The following is a 17,290-nucleotide window of genomic DNA, read 5'->3' as shown; positions in this document are numbered from 1 at the left end:
TGCAACGAGTAAACTGGAGTACAAGAAATGACAACAATATCGGTAAAAAAAACTTACAAAGAGGCTAAAAATGCCCGTGTAGAGTTAAAAACCAGCACCGAGCTAAAAGAAACATTGCGTCAGGCAGCACAGGTTGCTGGTGTTGATTTAAGTGCTTTTATCCTGAATGCGGCTTTTGAGAGGGCGGAAGAGATTCTGGAAAATCAAAAACGTCGTGAATTAGATGAAGAAAACTGGCGTTCTTTGAATGGGCTGATTGCTGAACCTGCATCTCCAACCTTTGCTTTACGTGCTTTGATGAGGAAGAACAAAGATGGAAAAGCCACTCAATGAAATGACGGTTGAATACCTTTGTTTGAACTATCAAAGCGATATGATATACCCGGGTCAAAAAGCCTTTGATTGTGGCAATCATGTTATTAATCGTTATGTTCGCAGCAGTCTTAAGAACAATGTTGCCAACGGAAATTGTGTCGCGAAAGCCTTAATTGGCGCTAAAACAGGAGAGTTGTTTGGTGTATGCAATTTTACTGGTTATTCATTGGCAAAATCTAGGCTGAGTGGTGTATTAACGGGGTCAATGCCAAGTGAACTTTCCGTCGTCCGTTTGGTGATGCTGGGGGTTTCGGTTAAGCATCAAAAGAAAGGATATGGTCATCTTTTAATGAGGGAATTTTTAGAGCATGCCATTAAAGTTCATCGTGTGATGCCGATTAAGGGAATTTTTTTGGATGCTGATCCTGATGCTGTTACGTTTTACACACTCCTTGGATTTGTTGAGCTGGGAGTTCCCGCACCTAATGGAACAACGCCCATGTTTTTAAAGATTCAGGACTTATTGGCAGCCATAAAGTAGTTTTATTTATCGCTGGGTTCTACATTATATCGGGTACTTTTATAGCCCGATAAAAATGTAACCAGTCACCAAGGATAAAAACAATGATCGATGCAGAACAATTCCCTGAGAAAGTGGTTATCCATACACTCATCCGGGAAAAAATGATTACACAGGCTCACCAATGGGTCACGGAACGGGCATATATTCTGGATACTGAAACCACGGGGTTAGATAAACAGGCGCAGGTTGTTGAGATAGCTGTCACAGATACCGATGGGCAGGTGATTTTTCAGCGTCGTCTCCGCCCTTCTGTCCCGATTGATCTCGCCGCGCAAGATGTTCACGGTATCACCCTGAGCGCACTGCGTAATGAACCACAGTGGCCACAGATTGCTGATGAACTTATCCCGCTCCTGACCCGCCGTCCTCTGATTATTTTTAATGCAAAGTTTGATCTCAGGATAATAGCCCAGACCGCAAAGGCATTTGCGATGGATACACGCTGGTTGAAACAGGTACAGTCCCAATGTGCAATGGAGTTAGCGGCTTGGTTTTATGGCGCGACAAACCGATATGGCACGATTTCACTGGCTAATGCAGCACGGGCGGCGGGCGTATCGGTAAAGGGAAAGGCGCATACGGCGGTGGTGGATTGTCAGACGACAGCCGCCGTGGTTCGTTCCATTGCAAATTTATATCCACAATTAAAATAGGAAATTATTGTGGCAGCTTATCAACCTCCTTACCGCATCACACCCTCTATACTTAACCGTGTTATAGAAATAGGCGAGTTATTGGGGCGCTGGTCAACACAAAGTGAGATAAGTTCACCTTTGTTGCGTAAAGAAAACCGGATCCGCACAATACAAGCATCATTGGCTATTGAGCATAATAGTTTGTCGATTGAACAAGTCACAGCAATTATGGATGGTAAACGTGTATTGGCGCCGGCAAAGGATATTCAGGAAGTACGCAATGCCCTATTAGCTTATGAGAAATTACCGGATTGGCGTAGCCATCGATTATCTGATTTATTGGCAGCACATCGGTTGCTGATGATGGGGTTGATTGATCAACCGGGGCAATTACGTTGTAGTGATGTTGGAATTTATCGTGAAAATCAACTTATCCATATGGCACCTCCTGCCAGCCAAATATCACGTTTGGTGAGCGATCTACTTACATGGTTAAAGCAAACTGATATCCACCCATTGATTGCCAGTTCTGTATTTCATTATGAATTTGAATTTATTCATCCATTTGCTGATGGTAATGGTCGCATGGGACGTTTATGGCAAACATTGATTTTGAGTGAATGGCGTCCAGAGTTGGCGTGGCTACCCATAGAAACCCTTATTCATTATCAACAACATGTCTATTATCAGGTGCTTAGAGAATGTGATCAGGCCAGTGACTGTACGGCATTTATTGATTTTATGCTGGAAAATTTAGTTGCAGCACTTAAGGAAGGTATTGATACGGAACAGCCGGATACTACCGCAATGTCGGTAGAAATGTCGGTAAAAATGTCGGTAGAAAACACACCACCTCTGAATGCGACAGCGAAAAAAATCCTTTCTCTTATTGCCAATCAGCCCTCTATCACAATAGCCAAATTAGCAGATGATTTGGGCGTTAATCCTCGAACAATAGAGCGTAATATCAAAGTGTTGCAGGAATATGGATACTTAATTCGGGTTGGTGCGAAAAAAGGAGGGTATTGGCGGGTTAGATAAAATGAGATGACTTCACCCTATAATAGCCATGAACCCATAGCTGTTTGAGTTTAATTACTTTCAAGCATACTCATTTATGCCATCCGTCAACATCCTGATACTCCCCCCACATAAATGCAAATGGTTGTCCCTGCAAATAAAAAATACCATGGCCTATTGAACAAGCGGCTTATCTGATTAAGCAAGTCTTCTTGCGGGGGGAAGTAACATGAATAACCATTATGATGTTTTGATCATCGGAGCGGGAGTGTCAGGCATTGGTATGGCGTGTCATCTGGCCAGGGAATGTCCTGACAAGAAAGTGGGGATCTTAGAGCGCCGTAACGCCCTAGGGGGAACCTGGGATTTATTTCGCTATCCGGGCATTCGCACAGATTCGGATATGATGAGCTATGGCTATAAATTTCGTCCTTGGACAGATACCAGTATTTTTGCTGATGCTCCTTCAATTAGGCGTTATCTCCATTCAGCGGCGGAAGAGTATGCCGTTGATAAGAAAATACAGTTCGGAGTAAAAATCACCCAAACTGATTGGTCAAATGAAACCCGCCAATGGACTGTCACCGCCATTGACGGAGTCAGTGGCGAAATTCGGCAATTTACCTGCCATTTTCTTGTCGCTGCGACAGGTTATTACAACTATGATCAACCTTATTTACCCCAATTTCCCGGCCTTGAAGATTTCAAAGGCTCAATAGTTCATCCACAACATTGGCCTGAATCATTGGATTACAAAGGGAAGCGGGTTGTTGTGATTGGAAGTGGCGCAACGGCCGTCACTTTACTTCCGGCAATGGCCAATGACACTGAACATATCACCATGTTACAGCGTTCTCCGAGTTATATTTTTTCAATACCGGGGAGGGATAAGATGGCGGAGTTTTTCAAAGGCATACTTCCACCACGTTGGATTTATGCATGGAGCAGAAGTCGCAATATTTTCTTTTTCAGTTTGCTGTATAAAACGAGCCGATATTTTCCTAACCTGCTGAAATCGTTTTTGCTGGGATTAGCTAGCAGAAAGGTCGGCCCTGATTTTGACATGAAAAACCTGACGCCAAAGTACATGCCGTGGGATGAGCGGTTGTGTTTTGTGCCAGACAGTAATCTATTTAAGGTACTGAAAGAAGGCAAGGCTTCGATTGTTACCGACCAGATTGAACGTATTACTGAAAGCGGAATTTTGCTGCAGTCTGGCAAGGAATTACCTGCGGATATCATTGTGACAGCGACAGGATTGCAATTACATCTCATGGGAGGAATTGAGCTTTCTATCGATGGGCAAAAGCAGCAAAGTCATAACCGAATGCTCTATAAGGGAACATTATTACAGGATATCCCTAATTTTGCCTATTTGTTTGGTTATATCAATAATGCCTGGACACTGAAAGTTGACCTATCAGCAGAATATATTTGTCGTTTGTTGAAGGAGATGGATCGTCGTGGTGCAATGGTTGTTACACCGTATGCCCCGGCGGAAGAAATATTGGCTGATAAACACATTTTTGGCGCCCTGCAATCAGGCTATGTAAAACGTAGCGGAGCCGGGCTACCACGTCAGGGACGCAGCCCAAATTGGTCTGTTCCACATGATTATAAAAAGGATAAAGAAGTATTAGGGCAACCACTGGATGATACGGCATTACGATGGAAGTAATTTTGGCGAAAGGCACTGTAAACCCTCGCTCAATACCGGGCGAGGAACCGTCACCAACCGCCGATTATGCTGTCAGAAAAACGCTCTTGCAATACAGGTCAATAGCATATACAAATCTTGGTTTGTACCCAATGAATTTCAATATGCTGACAATGAAACCTAAAAAAGAAAAGTTCGAAGAAAAACAAACGCTTATTTTAAAATATGCGATAAAACTCCTTATTCAGGGGGGAAGTCGTCTTTTTAGTATGCGATCTCTGGCTAATCATTGTGGAATAACGCTCGGAAATTTACAGTACTATTTCCCGAATCTCGAATCGCTATTCGAGGGAGTATTTAATCAAGTTATTGAGGATGCGACGACAAGATTACAACTTGCTAATGCTGAGCATAATGAACTTGATGTTTTACTGGATATTATTGTCAATAACTTACAGGACATGTCGTTATGTACTTTGGCGTTAGAAACATGGTTGGCGAGCCGCCACTCAGAAAAATTACATAAAATCTTAACCAAGTTTTATCAACGCTATACTGATCAAGTCATTATTATCTTGCGCAATACTTATGCTGATATGTCAGAAGACATCAGGAAAGAAAAAGCGTTAATGTTAGTTTCCTTATTTGAAGGTTTGTCCATGCTATATTCCTATCGGAATAAGGACAGTTTCAATTTTGATTTAAGTCAGCGTTTACGGTCTACCATCATTGCGATTATCGAAGCAAAATAAAATAATCCGTAAAAATCGTTTTACGGATTATTTAAGCACTGAAACTCTGTTTAAAACACCTTATTCGATTGAGTTTCAGGAACGGATTCAGTCTATTTCGCTATTAACATTAAAACTCACGTTTTCCGAAGATAATAGCGATTTTAGTTTTTCAACGTCTAAAAATCTTTCACCCGTATTTAAAATGGTTGTGTGATTATTCTGTATATGTTCAGCCAACTGAATCACCAATGCTGCAGCACCTATTGCGGTTAAATGGGTTTGTCCTTTTGGATCATTAAGTTGCAAGCATACATATTTAGGGTTCCCTTTTTCATCCGTGCCTTTTATATCGGTACGAATTTGATGTTGATGCCCTTGGCCGGGGTTGTATAAAAATTTTCTACGAAGTCCGGTGGTGCTCTTTCCTGACAATAACTTCCAAATGCCTTTCCTCACTAAAAAAGCGAGTAATTTATTACTCTTAGGATCATCAAAACCAATTCGGGTCGAAACCGTTTGTGCATTGGTAATTAAGGGGAAGATAAATTGTTCTGGCATATCAATACGAAAAACTTTGTGAATAGTGCCATCACTGAATAAAACGGTTTTTTCATCCGAAAAGGGGAGGATTTTTTGGTATTTCCCATTCTGCTTTACAGTAAAAGGAGTGGTTAACCTATCCATATATTCAATTGAATTAGGACCTGCTTTGTCATTCAATGCATATAGGACACTCATATCAATACTATCAATAGTTGTAAATGATTTACTGATATCATGGATCAGTGCCGCTACGATGCCGGACATCCATGAAGATGAGAAAATCATAGTACTTTGTTTTTGATTTTGCATGATAGCGGCTTTACTTAATGCAATCTGTAAACGATCGGTCCAACGGGTAATATCTACATACGCAATATTATTCTGATGTGCGAAATGCAATAATTTATCTTGTGGATCGTTAACCAGCGCCAACACAATATCAATTTTTAATTTATCCGGTAGCGATGGATTTTCCACATCAAAAAATAACCCTTCGGAATTATTTAAATTTTCAGATGTTTTTTTTGCCTGATTAATATCTCTGCCGGCAATGATTAAGTGTAAATCAGGCCGGTATTGATTGATAATTTGTGCTGTTTGCTGACCAACAACCCCATAACCACCAACGAGTAATACAGATATGTTCTTCATTTTACGATCCTTAAAATACTCAACGATCTCTAAAATTAGGTCAATTGACCTAATTTTAGAGATCGTTGAGTTTATTGCAATATATTTATTATTGATTTTAAATTAAAAATGTCCTATTGATTAAAAATCACGAGCCGTGATGATCCACTTCTTGGTCAGCCAAGAGAAAACCAGCCCGGCGATAGCGCCGAAAATGTGTCCTTCCGTTGAGATACCCTGTTGCCAGGGGAACAAACCGAGGGCAGCGCCTCCGTAATAGAGAACCACCAGAATGGCAAAAAAGAGATCTTTGCCTCTCCTCAGGAAGTAAGCATTAGCCAGCAATAACCCCCACAAGCCAAAAATCCAGCCACTGGCACCAACATGCATGGCGGTACGGCCAAATAACCAGACCAGCGTGCCTTCCAAAAAGATAACAAACAAGCTGGCGAGCACGTAATAACGAATGGAGTGGGTCATTAGCAATGCACTGAGTACCAATAAGACCGGGAGATTACTGAACAAGTGCAGCCAACTGCCATGCAGGAAAGGGGATAGAGGAATACCGATCAGCCCTTGGGCATAGCGGGGAATAATGCCGAAGTTGTTTAATGCATAACCGGTTAACGTATTGATTAATTGAATAATGATAAGTATTGATGCTAATCCTATTAGGATATAAAGGCGCTGCTTAAACCATACTGTCATCATTGTCCCCCTGTTGAAAATATCAAACCAATTGGGAATGCTAAGATATTTTGCCTTCTATTCCGTTCAATTGACAGCCAGAAATTGGTTTCTGCTCAACGGGAGAAAACAATGGCTTCAGCTCTTCAACGCCTGAACACTTTCAACCAAATCTGCGAGTTGGGCGACAACGCGATCACCTACATCAGCATTATCACCGCCCAATGCTTTATTCCGCATAAAGTCACGTTTGATTTGCTGCCAGCGTTGCGCCTCTTCTGTTGTCATTGTGCCGCGAATTTCTGCCAGTTTGAGCAGGTTTTCTTCGGCACCACTTGTCAGTAATTGAGCCTCACCCAAATAATGATCATCAATAATGCGGCGTATTTCTTCTTTATTCATCACCGCAGAAACTTTTTCGCTGAGTTTATTCATATTGCGGTAGCTTCCCTGCAACTTGAACGGTGGCTCTGACCGGTATTTATCGGATTGCGCGGCGCTGGCAATATATTGCTGGTTCACCTTAAATACGATATTCCGTATCATCAGCAGGTGTTCTAGGATCGCCACAATTTCAGTGATCTCTGCTTCGCTGTAGGGATAGCTCAGGCCATTGCTGGAGAAAGGTTTGCCCATCGCTTTATCGATAAACAGATACAGATCATTCATGTCTCGCAATGCCAGCGGTGCCAGCACCGGATTCGATGTCAGGCTGTTTTCGATATAACTCAGCGTGAAGGTGTCTTCCATACCCCCCAATACTTCACCAAGGTTATAGATATCAGCACGGTTTGCCAGCATATCGGGGATTTTAAACAGCTCGCCAGATTCGGTATAAGGGTTGCCTGACATCACAACGCAGAATTTTTTGCCGCGCATATCGTAGGTCTTGGTTTGCCCTTTCCAAACCCCTTCAATACGCCGTGTACCATCACACAGGGAAATAAACTTCTGCAAAAATTCAGGATGGGTGTGCTGGATATCATCGACATACAGCATCACGTTATTGCCCATTTCCAGCGCCAGATTCAGTTTTTCCAACTCCTGACGCGCGGTGGCGTTTGGCGCTTGGGCAGGGTCGAGTGACAAAACATCGTGCCCCAATGCTGGCGCGTTGATTTTCATGAAGATTAACCCAAGGCGGCTGGCGATATATTCCATCAATGTTGTTTTGCCGTAGCCGGGCGGGGAGATCATTAATAACATCCCCATAAGATCTGTTCGTTTTCCTTCCCCAATGGCACCGATCTGTTTAGCCAGGTTGTCGCCAATCAGTGGCAGGTAAACCTCGTTGATCAACTTGTTGCGTACAAAGGAACTGAGTGGCTGTGCCTTGAATTCATGTAGGCGTAGCGTTTTTCTCTGCTGATTCAGAACGTCTTGGCGCAATGCCTGATAATGGTGATAAGCAGGAATAAATACCTTACGCTGTCTACGCATCCGGCAGAAATAGTCATCAATACTCAGCGTCAGTGTTTGGTTGACGATGGAAGGGTGCTCGCCAATCAAATCAGTGACGGTAAAGTGCAGGTCCACCTCACTAAAATGGGCATGAAGTGTTTTTTCCAATAAAACCAGCGCGACAGCTTCTGAAATATAGCTTTTCAGAGGGGCAAATTCTGACAGGGAACAGAGACCTTTCAGCCAGTTTTCCACCAGCATCCAACGCTGGGCGAAACGTTGGCCGAGGTTGTGCTGGGAGTGGTTGAAATCTCCCCACATATGGGCTTTTTCCAGTTTAGATTGTAGCCCTTCCAATAAGCTACGTGCATATTTGCTGAAACTGAATTCCACATGGGGCCGGCTAAGTGCCAGGCTCAGGTATTCCGCCGCTTGGGTTTGTTGATAAGGTTCACACTTGATGGGGTGACGCTCAAGGAACAGGCTGATCTCCGCTTCTATTTCTGCCTGGAGATCCAGTAAACCGGCATCATTGCGGAAAAGTTGGTAAATATGGGTACAGGTACGGGCGCGTTCAGGCCACAATGCCGGCTGTTCCTCGCGTTGAACGTGTTCCCAGAAAAGCACTGCGATCCCTCTGGCATGAGGATTGAAGCGTAAAAGGTCAGCACCTTCCCCCACAGGGATTAATTTACGCAGGATCGCCACCGCATCATGGTCATGGATGCCTTTTTCATAGCCCTCTTTATAGCGAGGGGCGGCAAATTCACGCACGGCTTTTTCCAGCATGTCCGGCTGGTTTAACAAGGAGTTCAAGCTATCCGGTGTCAGGCCATCATGCTCTTTGCCTGCTGCGTAAATCAGGGAATAAGCAAGGTATTCTGCACGATAGACCTGTGGTGATTCCGATTCGAGGGCAATTGACCAATAAGGTTTCAGGGATTCAAGTTCTGGACTATCAATCGGTTCCTGATAATCGGTGCCTGTCAGGTGCAGATAGAGGCGATCGCCCCGTGGCAGGATGGTGAGATCCAGTTCTTGGGTATTGACACTGAAACGGTGGCGTGGACCAAGTTTGATAACGTTGCCGCCATCTTCATAGATTTCTGTCTTATCCCGCAGGCTACGAATGGCCTGATCTCGTGCTGCCTTGAATTTGGCATCGATATCATCCGCTTTTACGCTGTCTTTCAGTTTCCGCAAGCGTTCAATGAGTTCGCGAGTTTTCAGCGACAGGGTATCGGAAGCAAAAAAGGCATTCAGTTCATCAAGGGACGAAAATTTTGCTGTCCGGCGACTGATGCTGTCCAACAGACGTTCTGCTGCCACCTGTAAATTCTGAGCCTTGCGCTGACGTTCATCCAGCAGTGACTGCTTGTGAGCTTCAAAGGTTTCCAGCAACTCTTCACGTTTGTCCAGAATGTCATTCAAGAACGCATCGTGATCGCTGAATTGAGTTTCCAGCTCTTCCAGTTGTACCAATAGGCGGGAGAGCTGTTCGTCACAACGTTCTGGATCGGTGGAAAGGGCCAGAGCATTCGTGATCCCCTGACTGAATAATTTAAATTGCGCGCCGAACTGCGCAACGGACTCAACCGCACCCTGCTCCTTGCGGCGTTGTTGCAGTCGCGCGCGTGCTTGGTTCAATAGCGCATAAATCTCGGAAATCGACTCAATGATGTGGGTCTGCTGAGTGGTGTCTTCGAATTTCAGCGAAGCCATCAAGTTGGACAGCATATCCAGATCGGTGGACATTTTCTCCATACCCGCCAGCGGTTCGGTGAGCTGGGCGCGGTTGGTCGCCGCCTGAACCTGTTTGTCCAGTTGTTGTAATTGCTGGGTAAATGGCTGTAGGGCTTTTTCGCTGGCAAGAAATTCGGCGGTTGCCAGCGAAATACGCTGTTGGCTGTCAACCAGTTGCGTTTCCATTTCATCAAGATGGGACAGGTCAATATAGCGGTGATCGCGCAGCGTGATTAAGTGACCACGCTGGATGCTCAAGCGGTTTAAGGCTTCAATAAATTGCTGAGTTTCTGTCCAGCTCTCCGGCAGCATTGCAGACAACAACGCTTTTTGATTCGACGTTGCTTCATTCATGGCACGAACAGACTGGCGGCGGATGCTTTCTACTTTTTCGTATTCATCCAATACCTTTTCACCAGTATTGGCGATCTCTTTCAGCAACCCAGAGATATTCAGGCTCTGTTTGTCATTAAGCCAATAATAGATGTCCACCAGACGCCTGGCATCTTGGCAGAGTTTTTCGTAGAGCAGGGAAGATACCTGCTGTTGTTCTATTTCTTTGGCGATATGGTAAAGGTCAGAAATACCACGTACCAGCTCGGCATTACCGATGCGGCCTAAGAAGCTGTTTCTTGCCGGTTGGCGGGCGGCATACTCATCAGAATAGAAGGGGGTTTGCCAGATTTGCATCGGGTGGATACGGGTCGGCTCTTCTGATTGCCCTTCAAACAGCACCATCTGACCATCTTCCAGCATGGCATAACCGTGACCAAACAGTGGGTTTTGTAGCTTGCGTTCGATCAGGTTGTAATTAAACAGAGCCAGACGACCCAATTTGGGTTCGTAGAAGATGTACATCACATCTTCCCCGTTTGGGGAGCGGCGAACACGGCGGAAGCGCATTCCATCCATGGATTGATCAAACGTTTTGTATTCCCCGCTTTGTAAGTAATAACCGCCGGGAAAAATAATACCGTGATCTTCCGGTAACTGAATGCAGGCCAGCCCGATGGCATCAATGCGCTGTACACTTTGGGCCAGAGTGTTATAGACCAGATAACGCCAGCTTTCTTCACGGTAAGGCAGGATTTTCAGCAGGATCAGGCTACCGGTCTGGGCATATTCAATTTGAGCATCATCCAGTGATTGGGTTTTATCCAGCACCGCTTCTCGGTAGATCCCCAGACCATCTTCGGTATTGTTTTCACATTTAATCGTCAGATCGCCGCCAATGGTTTCCACAAACACCGTATCCAGAATGTTCATATGTGGATAACGCCCGTTCACGGTATTTTCCCGCGTGGTTTTCTGCCATTCAAAATCATAGGCAGGGGGCAGGGCGATATCGCGTTCACCACGATTATCAATATAGGTTATTTCTGTTTTGTCGCTGGAAATCGCCCAGCGAAATACGCGAATATCCGTGATTCGTTCACCAATCTGGAAGCTGGCGAGCAGTTTTCCGTCGCGTTCGACCAGCCCCAGCAATTGGGTATTTTTATAGTAAGTGTAAAGTTCGCTGAAATCCTGCACAAAATGGGGGATATTGAGAAATGTGCCTGTCAGTGGGACCGATTCCACATCATATTCGTCATGGTCTTTTTTGAGCTTATACAGGGAAAAGACATCTTCAACCCGCGTCTCTTTTTTCAAGCCAAGGAATACGTTATAGCCAAACAGTAGCCAATCGCCAACGCGGACGATATCGCGGGCAACACAGTTGTTTTCTGTGCGAATGCGGATACGCCCGATAATGTCAGTCTGGTTTTTGCCAAACTCGTCCAGACGGCGGGTGTTAAGCAGGCTGGCTTTTTCATGTAACTGCTGGCCTTGCTCAGACAGGCGATTGCGTAAGATATCGTAGGCTCCGCCTTCCGCGACGGCATTATCCAGTAATTCCTGTGCACGATTATTCACTTGGCTATCTGACATGGCGTATCACGTTTCCTTGCTCTTGCTCAAGATGGGTTTTAATGACGTTATTCTGGATATCACTCTTCGATATTGTCTTGGTTATGGCGCTTTTTATTTGAACCAAACAGCTTGACCAAAGACTGCACTTCCGGGTTTTGCAGGAGTGAATCGAGATTTATTTTTTGCTCCCCAACTTCTTTTTCCCCTTTTCCAGCCAGTAATTTCTGCACCGCCTCTTTTACCAAGGGACTTTTGTCTACTACGCCATTAATGGCCTTGCCCACACTGAGCGCTTTGGAGAAGGTATTAAAGAAACTGCCGTCACCACCCACGATATCAATGTTGGTTTTGCTAAGTGCGGCGGCCAGAACTTCCGCTTGCTCTTTGGCAATCTCTTTATTGGCGGCAATGGAAGACATTGCTTGTTCGAAGTTTTTCTCAAGCTGCATACGGAACTCTTCATGATCGCGCGCTGTATCGTTGAGATTGCCCATCGCCGTGAATTTGTCGGTCAGACCGTCCGCTTCTGCTTTCAGGCGCTGGCGGATAACTTCGGCTTGTGCTGTCCCCAACTGACCTTCACCACGGGCTTGTGCCACCAGTTTTTCTTCCAGCACTTTGGCATCTGCCAGCCCCAATTTTTCTTTGGCGTTGGCTTGTTGCTCATCACCACGCGCCTGTGCTGTCAATTTCTCTTCCAGTACTTTTGCTTCAGCAAGACCTTGTTTCTCAGATGCATTGGCCCGGGCTTCCATGACCCGTGCTTCCGCCAACCCTTTTTCTTGTGTCCCACGGGCTTCTGCCAGCAGTTTTTCCGCAATGATATTTGCCTGTACCAGACCTTCTTTCTCTTCCGCCTCAGCTTTGGCCTGACGGATACGGGCTTCAGCCAGACCTAATGCGGCCTCTTCTGCTTCAGTACCTTCAGCCATGCGTTTTTTCGCTTCTGACTGTTTGGCGGCGGCTTCCAGTTCTGCTTGTGCCATGGTACTGATTTCCAGTGCCTTGAACTTGGCGCTGTTTTCATCCGCTTCGGCCTGTTTCACCTGACGAACCAGCTCTTGTTCTGCTTTGGCCTGTGCATGAATAATGGTGATCTGTTTCTGGCGATCCGCTTCTGAAACCATGCGTACTTCTTTGATGCGCTCTTCTTCCTGAGCCACGGTTTTTTCTACAGCGACACGATCACGGATGACGTTGGAGATATTTTTACGCTCTTCTTCCAATGCTTTTTCTTTATCAATGCGCTGAAGTTCGACTTCACGTTCCCGGGAAACAATTTCCAATTCCTGCGCGCGAATGACTTTTTCCATCTCAATGGTGACGGCACGGGAGCGATTTTGTTGTGCGACTTCAACTTCACGCAGACGGTTTTCTTCGCGGATTTCAATTTCCTGCTGGGTTTGGATACGAGCCTGTTCCGCTTTCAAGCGCTCTTCTTCCTGTACACGCAGCGTTTCAGCCGATTCACGGGCGCGGATACTTTCAATTTCGCGTTTCTGGCGGGCTTCCGCGTCTGCTTGCTGGCGTTCCAAAGCCAGGCTGGCTTCGCGGGTTTCCACATTTTTCTTCTGGATAGCCAGTTCCTGATCACGTTCTTTTTGGTTGGTTTCAATATTGTGGATCGCGGTGATCTCAGTAATTTTACGGATGCCTTCCGCATCAAAGATATTGTTCGGGTCCAGCGAGTTTTTCGGCGTTTGTTCCAGATAGTCGATAGCGACATCTTCCAGCGCATAGCCGTTCAGATCCTTACCGATGACATCAACAATGCGGTCACGGAAGTTTTGGCGGTCTTCGAACAATTTTGACAGTTCGAACTGTTTACCTACGGTTTTCAGGGCTTCTGAGAATTTGGCACTGAACAGAGTATTGACCGAGTTATGGTCAGAGGCTCGTTCTACCCCAATGGATTTCGCCACTTTCAGCACGTCTTCGGTGGTTTCATTCACCCGCAGGTAGAATGCTACGGTAATGTCTGCACGCAGGTTGTCTTTACAGATCAGGCCATCTTTACCCCGGCGATCAACTTCCAGCGTCAGCAGGGAAATGCGCATGAATTCTTTTTTGTAAATTACCGGATAGACCAGCGCACCCGTGAAATGTACTTTCGGCTGGGCGGACATATCATTGACGATCAGCGCCGTTCCTTGGGGGACTTTGATGTAAAATGCTTTAAAAAGCCCAAAAAAACCCAGAATGACGATAATGATCATCGCCACGATGATTAAAAAAGGCATGAAATCTGCCAAGGCAATATCTGACATATATTTCTCCATTTTAATTTTGGGGCTAACGGGGAAGGCGTCAGTGACCCATAATTTAAGCTGCTATTCATCCATGACTGAAATGTTGAGTGAGGCATGTCAGATAGCAAGGTTTACGATAGTGATTTAACGTTAAGCGGCGGCAAATCAGCCGTTACCGCTTAAATTCGTCTTCGCTGACAACGGTATAACTGTAGGTTGCTGCGTCGTAGCTGATCAGCACCACATGGTCGCCGCGAGTAATACCGTCTCTTTCTGGTGCCCGCACTTGTAAGATTAAACTGGCGCCGTGGTTTTCCATCAGGGCTTCACCCCGTTGTTCAGTCACTCTGGGAGAACGGACTTCGGCAGTTTTGCCAATCAGGTTATCGGCGCTGTTGGTGTGTTTGAGTTTTGCCAGTTTCGGTTGTAATGGACGCAATAACATTGCCGTCAGTAATAAGGCGATGAAACTCACGGCAAAGAAAGTGAAGGTTCCAAGTAAATAACGAAGTACATCGGTTTCAATGAAACGGAGCAGTAAATGCATGCTGAAATAGCTTAAAGGCCAGGCTATCAGCGTAATCAGCGTAATAATGACAGTGACGGGAATGCCGGTTAAGCCGAGTTTTGTTAACCAGCCAGCCAGAGAAGAGGCATCGAAACTATCCACATCCATATTCAGGATATCAATATCGAGCAAACCAAAGGCGGCACATATCCAATAAAATAAAACAATTAATAATAAGCCACTGAAAATAACAACCGGAAAGGCCAAACAATTTTGTAAGAAAAGCTCCATTAGAATGCTATCTCAAGATGACTATGATTATTAAATAATACTTAATTAAACCAGTTTTTAATATAACTTAATAGGGGAAAAGAGGGCTTTTTGGGCGTCTTATCGCAATGATGAGATAATGCTAATTTAGGATGTGGCTCATGGATAATGGCTGTTTTAAGGGATTGAGGAAGGATCTGATTTATTAATCACAAGCCAATTAACTATTTATAAATAAAATTATTTAATTATAAATATTACCTATTGTTAGTATTTGAGTGCTGATCACTCTACGGGGTAGCGGGCAGTATAGAAAGTATCAGAAGGGAGTTGTCATCAGCCGAAAGCTGAGTTATTGTAATGTTATATTATTACATTATTCGGAAGAGCGTATGAAATCAGGCATTCATCCAAATTATCGGACTGTCGTGTTCCACGACACCAGTACTGATACTTATTTTAAAGTCGGATCAACAATTTACACCCAAAAAAGCATCACGCTGGAGGGGAATGAATACCCTTATGTCATGATTGAAGTGTCATCGGAATCACACCCTTTTTATACGGGTAAACAAAGAGTCTTATCGCAAGAAGGGAGCACCGCTCGTTTCCAGAAAAAATTTGGTCGCTTTTTGGCCTGTAAATAAAAAGGATTGTTCATGCAAGTATTAAGTTCGTTGAAAACCGCAAAGCAACGACATCCTGATTGTAAGGTGGTTCGCCGCCGTGGTCGGGTGTATGTTATCTGTAAATCTAACCCGCGCTTTAAGGCCGTTCAGGGGAAGAAAAAGAAACACTGATTAAAAGCCTACAGTTTTACTGTAGGTTTTTTTATCGTGATCTATCTAATTAATATAAAAAAATTACATAATAATCCAATCCTCGATTCATTCATTTTTTTAGCTTGTTTGTTTTTGATATTTTGTTCTAATAATAAATGGATAATTAATTGAATAATTCCTATTAATTTTAATCAAGTGGCTGCAAGTTACCAACCTCATAAAGGTATTGCTCATAAAGGTATTGGCGCTAATCAAGATATAAATTCGGATACCCGTATGGAAGGGGATACCTCAATGTGGTTTAAAAGCAATATGCTTTAAAAGCAATATGCTTTAAAAACAATATGGTTTAAAAACGGTAAGCGCATCCATGCAGAAATGCTAGTGCTACAGTTCATAAATATACTTGCACCTTTCGTCATATTTTGTCAGCTTTAGTGGAATCAATGTGTCTGATTAACTTCTCTCAAGACAGGGTAAACAGGATGAAAAGTGTAGGTTTTATCGGCTGGCGCGGTATGGTCGGCTCAGTATTAATGCAACGTATGATGGAAGAACGGGATTTTGACGCAATAAATCCGGTTTTCTTCACAACTTCCCAACACGGGTTACCGGCCCCGCAGTTTACAATAAATAGCGCAAAAACAGGTGTTTTACAGGATGCTTTTGATATCGAGGCACTGCGTGCACTGGATATTATCATTAGTTGTCAGGGGGGAGATTATACCCATGAAATCTATCCCAAACTGAAAGCAACTGGCTGGCAGGGATATTGGATCGATGCCGCTTCAGCTCTGCGCATGAATGATGATGCTGTCATTATTCTTGATCCCGTTAACCATCAACATATTCAGAATAGCCTGAATCAAGGTATCAAAACCTTTGTTGGCGGTAACTGTACCGTGAGTTTGATGCTGATGTCACTGGGAGGGTTGTTTGCCCATGATTTGATTGAGTGGGCGTCGGTATCGACTTATCAGGCGGCTTCTGGTGGCGGTGCCCGCCATATGCGTGAATTGCTGGTGCAAATGGGAATGCTGCATAATCAGGTGGCCGGGGCGTTACAGAACCCGGCTTCTGCGATTTTGGATATTGAAAAACGTGTCACGGATTTTACCCGCAGCGGTGCATTGCCGACGGATCAATTTGGTGTTCCTTTGGCGGGAAGTCTGATCCCGTGGATCGATAAGCAGTTGGAGAATGGGCAGAGCCGGGAAGAGTGGAAAGGTCAGGCGGAAGCTAACAAGATTTTGCATACGGGCAATAATGTCATTCCGATTGATGGCTTGTGTGTTCGCATTGGTGCCCTGCGTTGCCACAGTCAGGCGTTTACCCTGAAATTGAAAAAAGACATTCCGATTCATGAAATTGAAACGTTGTTGGCTTCCCATAATGATTGGGTTCGCGTGATACCGAATGATCGTGAATTGACCATGAGGGAGTTAACCCCGGCGGCGGTGACGGGTACGTTAAATACACCGGTTGGCCGTCTGCGTAAGCTGAATATGGGGCCGGAATATTTGTCTGCCTTTACTGTCGGCGATCAGCTACTGTGGGGAGCGGCAGAGCCTCTACGCCGTATGCTGCGCATTTTGCTGTAGGAATAATCCAATACGATT

At 44.7% G+C, this 17,290-nt stretch carries 14 protein-coding genes; 9 read left to right on the top strand and 5 right to left on the bottom strand.

Translation table 11 applies throughout. From position 1 onward, the window contains the following. The first annotated feature begins 27 nt into the window (after positions 1-27). The 6 genes from Xbed_RS13635 (at position 28) to Xbed_RS13610 (ending at position 4,962) form a co-directional block, all read left to right on the top strand. Positions 28-333 (top strand): type II toxin-antitoxin system TacA family antitoxin, encoded by a 306-nt coding sequence (locus Xbed_RS13635; protein ID WP_086113455.1) that lies wholly within the window; start codon positions 28-30, stop codon positions 331-333. Beyond that, entirely contained in the window at positions 314-856 is a 543-nt protein-coding gene (locus tag Xbed_RS13630) for a GNAT family N-acetyltransferase (protein WP_086113454.1), read from the top strand. Before Xbed_RS13635 ends, Xbed_RS13630 begins: the two co-directional genes overlap by 20 nt. Before the next feature lie 83 nt (positions 857-939). Next, complete coding sequence (locus Xbed_RS13625; protein WP_139837492.1) at positions 940-1,551, top strand: 3'-5' exonuclease; 612 nt, start codon at positions 940-942, stop codon at positions 1,549-1,551. 9 nt (positions 1,552-1,560) lie between these two features. Beyond that, on the top strand, positions 1,561-2,574 hold the full coding sequence (locus Xbed_RS13620; protein ID WP_086113453.1) for a Fic family protein: 1,014 nt from the start codon (positions 1,561-1,563) through the stop codon (positions 2,572-2,574). Positions 2,575-2,782: 208 nt separating this feature from the next. Continuing rightward, a complete protein-coding gene (locus tag Xbed_RS13615) occupies positions 2,783-4,231 on the top strand; it encodes a flavin-containing monooxygenase (protein ID WP_086113452.1) in 1,449 nt (482 codons plus the stop codon). Further along, entirely contained in the window at positions 4,222-4,962 is a 741-nt protein-coding gene (locus Xbed_RS13610) for a TetR/AcrR family transcriptional regulator (protein WP_086113451.1), read from the top strand. Before Xbed_RS13615 ends, Xbed_RS13610 begins: the two co-directional genes overlap by 10 nt. An 87-nt stretch (positions 4,963-5,049) precedes the next feature. Here the strand turns inward: Xbed_RS13610 and Xbed_RS13605 are convergent, their stop codons facing one another. From Xbed_RS13605 to Xbed_RS13585, 5 genes are all read right to left on the bottom strand, one after another. Then, positions 5,050-6,138, bottom strand: a complete 1,089-nt coding sequence (locus tag Xbed_RS13605; protein WP_086113450.1) for a saccharopine dehydrogenase family protein — start codon at positions 6,136-6,138, stop codon at positions 5,050-5,052. 120 nt (positions 6,139-6,258) lie between these two features. Then, the gene (locus tag Xbed_RS13600) at positions 6,259-6,825 is read right to left on the bottom strand and encodes a rhomboid family intramembrane serine protease (RefSeq protein WP_422641362.1); all 567 of its coding nucleotides are present in this window, start codon (positions 6,823-6,825) and stop codon (positions 6,259-6,261) included. 117 nt (positions 6,826-6,942) lie between these two features. Then, complete coding sequence (locus tag Xbed_RS13595) at positions 6,943-11,880, bottom strand: DNA repair ATPase (protein WP_086113448.1); 4,938 nt, start codon at positions 11,878-11,880, stop codon at positions 6,943-6,945. A gap of 59 nt (positions 11,881-11,939) precedes the next feature. Next, on the bottom strand, positions 11,940-14,129 hold the full coding sequence (locus Xbed_RS13590; protein WP_244182495.1) for a flotillin family protein: 2,190 nt from the start codon (positions 14,127-14,129) through the stop codon (positions 11,940-11,942). Positions 14,130-14,283: 154 nt separating this feature from the next. Continuing rightward, complete coding sequence (locus tag Xbed_RS13585) at positions 14,284-14,910, bottom strand: NfeD family protein (protein ID WP_086113447.1); 627 nt, start codon at positions 14,908-14,910, stop codon at positions 14,284-14,286. Between the two features lie 371 nt (positions 14,911-15,281). Between Xbed_RS13585 and Xbed_RS13580 the strand changes: the two genes are divergently transcribed. From Xbed_RS13580 to asd, 3 genes are all read left to right on the top strand, one after another. Then, positions 15,282-15,536 (top strand): type B 50S ribosomal protein L31, encoded by a 255-nt coding sequence (locus tag Xbed_RS13580; RefSeq protein ID WP_086113446.1) that lies wholly within the window; start codon positions 15,282-15,284, stop codon positions 15,534-15,536. A 12-nt stretch (positions 15,537-15,548) separates the two neighbouring features. After that, positions 15,549-15,689: a type B 50S ribosomal protein L36 gene (gene ykgO, locus Xbed_RS13575; protein WP_086113445.1), complete on the top strand. Its 141-nt coding sequence runs from the start codon at positions 15,549-15,551 to the stop codon at positions 15,687-15,689. Positions 15,690-16,156: 467 nt separating this feature from the next. Then, complete coding sequence (gene asd / locus Xbed_RS13570; RefSeq protein WP_086113444.1) at positions 16,157-17,272, top strand: aspartate-semialdehyde dehydrogenase; 1,116 nt, start codon at positions 16,157-16,159, stop codon at positions 17,270-17,272. Positions 17,273-17,290 lie beyond the last annotated feature (18 nt).

It is taken from the genome of Xenorhabdus beddingii, from assembly GCF_002127545.1.
Classification (GTDB): Bacteria; Pseudomonadota; Gammaproteobacteria; order Enterobacterales; family Enterobacteriaceae; genus Xenorhabdus; species Xenorhabdus beddingii.
The sequence above is the reverse complement of the archived record's forward strand: the minus strand, read 5'-3'. Positions and strand labels throughout refer to the sequence as shown.

Bases quoted from the DNA above. Each gene is read 5' to 3' on its own strand.
- Xbed_RS13630 (WP_086113454.1), top strand. From the start codon at position 314: ATGGAAAAGCCACTCAATGAAATGACGGTTGAATACCTTTGTTTGAAC.
- Xbed_RS13595 (WP_086113448.1), bottom strand. From the start codon at position 11,880: ATGTCAGATAGCCAAGTGAATAATCGTGCACAGGAATTACTGGATAAT.
- Xbed_RS13590 (WP_244182495.1), bottom strand. From the start codon at position 14,129: ATGTCAGATATTGCCTTGGCAGATTTCATGCCTTTTTTAATCATCGTG.
- asd (WP_086113444.1), top strand. From the start codon at position 16,157: ATGAAAAGTGTAGGTTTTATCGGCTGGCGCGGTATGGTCGGCTCAGTA.
- ykgO (WP_086113445.1), top strand. From the start codon at position 15,549: ATGCAAGTATTAAGTTCGTTGAAAACCGCAAAGCAACGACATCCTGAT.
- Xbed_RS13625 (WP_139837492.1), top strand. From the start codon at position 940: ATGATCGATGCAGAACAATTCCCTGAGAAAGTGGTTATCCATACACTC.
- Xbed_RS13635 (WP_086113455.1), top strand. From the start codon at position 28: ATGACAACAATATCGGTAAAAAAAACTTACAAAGAGGCTAAAAATGCC.
- Xbed_RS13585 (WP_086113447.1), bottom strand. From the start codon at position 14,910: ATGGAGCTTTTCTTACAAAATTGTTTGGCCTTTCCGGTTGTTATTTTC.
- Xbed_RS13615 (WP_086113452.1), top strand. From the start codon at position 2,783: ATGAATAACCATTATGATGTTTTGATCATCGGAGCGGGAGTGTCAGGC.
- Xbed_RS13610 (WP_086113451.1), top strand. From the start codon at position 4,222: ATGGAAGTAATTTTGGCGAAAGGCACTGTAAACCCTCGCTCAATACCG.
- Xbed_RS13580 (WP_086113446.1), top strand. From the start codon at position 15,282: ATGAAATCAGGCATTCATCCAAATTATCGGACTGTCGTGTTCCACGAC.
- Xbed_RS13605 (WP_086113450.1), bottom strand. From the start codon at position 6,138: ATGAAGAACATATCTGTATTACTCGTTGGTGGTTATGGGGTTGTTGGT.
- Xbed_RS13600 (WP_422641362.1), bottom strand. From the start codon at position 6,825: ATGACAGTATGGTTTAAGCAGCGCCTTTATATCCTAATAGGATTAGCA.